The following is a 3,860-nucleotide window of genomic DNA, read 5'->3' on the forward strand; positions in this document are numbered from 1 at the left end:
AGGGGATATAGAACTTGGCCCGGGTGTCGACCATGGGGATGCCGACCAGTCCGTAGCGGCGGACAATGTCCTGCTTGGAGAAGCCGGCCGCCTCGAACATGACAGAGGTTGCATCGTCGAACATCGCGAAATAGCGCGGATAGTAGACGATGTTGGCGGGATCGCAGTCGCCCCACTGGATCTGCACGTCGCGGCGGTTGACGAACATTTATTGAGCCTCGCTACAACGACGACAGCGGTCTGTAGGGTGGGCAAAGGCGCAAGGCGCCGTGCCCACCATTCACTTGGGCGGTGGGCACGCTTCGCTTTGCCCACCCTACGGATTTCTCCGCGGTCATTCCGGGGCGCGCGAAGCGCGAGCCCGGAATCCATGTCTCCATTGGACCAGACGCCAAATGGATTCCGGGCCCGACGCTGACGCGTCGTCCCGGAATGACAACCACGAAGACGTCTGCGCGCCGCACTTATTTCGGCGCCATGCGCAGCGAGCCGTCGAGGCGGACGACTTCGCCGTTGAGATAGGCGTTCTCGACCATGTGCAGCGCAAGTGCTGCGAACTCGTCGGCCTGGCCGAGGCGGCGGGGGAACGGGATCGCGGCGGCGAGCGAGTCCTGGGCTTCCTGCGGCAGATTGGCGAGCAGCGGGGTCAGGAACAGGCCCGGCGCGATGGTCAGCACGCGGATGCCGAACTGCGCGAGCTCGCGGGCGATCGGCAGGGTCATGCCGACGATGCCGCCCTTCGACGCCGAATAGGCCGACTGCCCGATCTGCCCGTCATAGGCCGCGACGGACGCGGTGTTGATGACGACGCCGCGCTCGCCGGTCGCCTGCGGCTCCAGCTTGGTCATGCCGTTGGTGACCAGGCGCAGCATGTTGAACGAGCCGATCAGGTTGACCTTGATCACCTTCTCGAAATCGGACAGCGCCATCGGGCCGTCGCGGCCGACGACGCGCTTGGCGACGCCGATGCCGGCGCAGTTCACCAGCACCCGCGGCTGCTGGCCGAGCGCCTCGACCGCCTTGGCCACGGCGGCTTCGGCGCCGGCGGCGTCGGAGACGTCGCAGACCACCGCCACGCCCTTGATCTCGGCCGCAACCTCCTCCGCCAGCTTGGCGTTGAGATCGAACACGGCGACCTTGGCGCCCTGCGACGCGAGCTTGCGCGCGGTGGCGGCGCCGAGACCCGAAGCGCCGCCGGTGACGATGGCGGCCTGATCCTTCAACAACATGGTCGTTTCTCCCTTGAATGCTTTTGTCAGCGGGCGAGGATGACGTCGTCGCCCGGCGTCGCGGCGTAGATGCGCTCGATCAGGTCCTTGCGGTTCTCCAGCACGGCGCGCTGGTTGATCGAGCCCTTGTCGGTGACCTCGCCCTTGTCGATCGACAAGGGCACGCCGAGCAGCACGGCGCGCGCGATGCGCGTCGAGGACCCGGTCGCGGTCTTCTGGAATTTGGCGAAGCGCTCGCGGAACGCCGCGACGATCAGCGGATCCGCCGCGGTGGCGGCGAGATCGTCCATCGGCAGGGTCGGGTTGATCAGCCGGCAGCCGTCGAGATCGAGCACGACGATGGCGGCGATCTCGTCGCGGTTGATGCCGGCGATGATGACATCGCGCGCCAGCGGTGCGCAGGCGGCGACGAAGCGCGCCCGCAAGGGTCCGACCGAGACCCAGGTGCCGGACGCCAGCTTGAAGTCCTCGGCGACGCGGCCGTCGAAATCGAAGCCGGCGTTGAAGTCATTGGGATCGACCGGCTTCAGCGCGTCGCCCATCTGGTAGTAGCCCTCGGAGTCGAACGCTGCAGCCGACACGTCAGGCAGGCGCCAGTAGCCCGGCGTGACGTTCGGTCCCTTGGCGCGGACCTCCATCTTGCCGTTGTTCGGCACCAGCTTGGCCTCGTTGCCCGGCACGGGAAGGCCGACATGGCCGGAGCGGCTGGTGCGCGGATTGACCGACATGAAGAACGGCGCGGTTTCGGTGGAGCCGAGGCCGGTCAGCATCGGCACGCGATAGCCGGTTTCGGCCACAGAGAGTTCGTCGAGTTCGTTCCAGACGTGCGGCGCCAGCGCGGCGCCCGAGAAGAACATCGCGTGCAGCCGCTTGAAGAACGTCTTGCGCAGGCCCGGGTCCTCGCGGAAATAGGGCAGCAGCGACTCGTAGCCCTTGGGCACGTTGAAATAGACCGTCGGCGAGATCTCACGCAGGTTGCGCACGGTCTCCTCGATGCCGCCGGGCACCGGCTTGCCCGCATCGAGATACATCGATCCGCCGTTGAACAGCGTCAGCCCGATGTTGTGGTTGCCGCCGAAGGTGTGATTCCACGGCAGCCAGTCGATGATGACGGGCGGTTCGTCCTTCAGGAAGGCCAGCGTCTCGCGGATCATCACCTGGTTGGCGCAGATCATGCGCTGGGTGTTGATCACGGCCTTGGGGTTACCGGTCGAGCCCGAGGTCAGCAGGAACTTTGCGATCGTGTCCGGGCCGATCTTGTCATTGATAGCATCGAGGCCGGCAAACAGCGGCGAGGCGATCAGCTCCGACAGCAGGGTGATCTTGCGGCCAGGGACTTCGCCGAAGGATGCGACGATCTCGGTGCCTTCCGGCACGTTGGCGATCAGCGCGTCGGCGAACTTGTCGGCGTCGTCGACGAAGACGAGGCCGGGCGTCAGCAGCTTCATCAAGTAGGCGAGCTTGCCGTAGTCGCGCGACACCAGCGAATAGGCCGGCGACACCGGGCAGAACGGCACGCCGGCATAGAGCGAGCCGAACGCGACAAGCGCGTGGTCGATCGAATTGCCGGACAGGATCATCACCGGGCGATCCGGCGACAGGCCGCGCGCCAGCAGGCCGGAGGCGATGTGCCGGCTCGCCGCCAGCAGAGTGCCGTAGCTCAGTTCGCGCCAGCCCTCGGGGCCGACGCGCTCGGCCATGAACACGCGCTCCGGCGTTTCCTTGGCGAAGTGATGCAGCCGGTCGGTGATCCGCTGCGGGAAGTCGCCGAGCGGGCGCGTCGGCCGGAGATAGATGGTGCCGTCGTCGCGGCGGTCGACGTTGACGACGGGATCGTTGAACGAGATGGCGCGCAACGGATGCACACTGGCGCTGCGCGCCGTGCTGTCCGTTCCCCCCTGTGTGCTTGTTCTTGTTTGCGCGGTCATGTCACGTCGGCTTCACTTTGGCTGTCTTGTGATCGAGGAAGGCGCGGATGCGGCCCTTGGCCTCCTTGTCGCTCTGCGCGACGGTGGCCATGAGCGATTCCATCAGCAGGCCGGTCTGCGGATTGGCTTCCGCGATCATCGGCAGCGCCTGCAGCACCGCGAAGTTGGTCAGCGGCGCGTTGTTCGCGATCTTGGCCGCCAGCTCCAGCGCCTTGGTCATCGCCGCGCCGGCCTCGACCAGATATTGCGCAAAGCCATAGGACGAGCCTTCGGTGGCGGAGTAGACGCGGCCGGTCAGCATCATGTCCATCATGCGGGCGACGCCGATCAGCCGCGGTAGCCGGACCGAGCCGCCGCCGCCGACGAAGATGCCGCGCTGGCCCTCGGGCAGGGCGAAATAGGCTGAGGGTTCGGCGACGCGGATATGCGCCGCGCAGGCGAGCTCGAGGCCGCCGCCGATCACCGCGCCCTTCAGCGCGGCGATGACCGGCACGCGGCAATATTGGATGCGGTCGAACACGCGGTGCCACATCTGCGAATGCACCAGGCCTTCGGTGGCGTCACGCTCACGCAACTCCGACAGATCGAGGCCGGAGGAGAAATTGTCGCCGAGGCCGTGGATCACGACGCAACGGATATCGTCGGGCAGGCTGGTGAAGCACTCGCCGATCGCGAGGATGATGCCGTCATTCAGCGCGTTGCG

General features: G+C 66.6%; 4 protein-coding genes. All 4 read right to left on the reverse strand.

Annotated elements, in window-relative coordinates:
• On the reverse strand, positions 1-208 hold a 208-nt coding region (locus tag BRAS3809_RS20020; protein WP_035657097.1), incomplete at its 3' end, for an acyl-CoA thioesterase.
• A 256-nt stretch (positions 209-464) separates the two neighbouring features.
• Positions 465-1,229, reverse strand: a complete 765-nt coding sequence (locus BRAS3809_RS20025; protein ID WP_008963875.1) for an SDR family NAD(P)-dependent oxidoreductase — start codon at positions 1,227-1,229, stop codon at positions 465-467.
• A gap of 26 nt (positions 1,230-1,255) precedes the next feature.
• Positions 1,256-3,157: a feruloyl-CoA synthase gene (locus BRAS3809_RS20030; protein WP_035657098.1), complete on the reverse strand. Its 1,902-nt coding sequence runs from the start codon at positions 3,155-3,157 to the stop codon at positions 1,256-1,258.
• 1 nt (position 3,158) lies between these two features.
• Positions 3,159-3,860, reverse strand: a 702-nt coding sequence (locus tag BRAS3809_RS20035) for a crotonase/enoyl-CoA hydratase family protein (protein WP_035657099.1), incomplete at its 5' end; no start/stop codon positions are given.

The organism is Bradyrhizobium sp. STM 3809 (genome assembly GCF_000239795.1).
Lineage (GTDB): Bacteria > Pseudomonadota > Alphaproteobacteria > Rhizobiales > Xanthobacteraceae > Bradyrhizobium.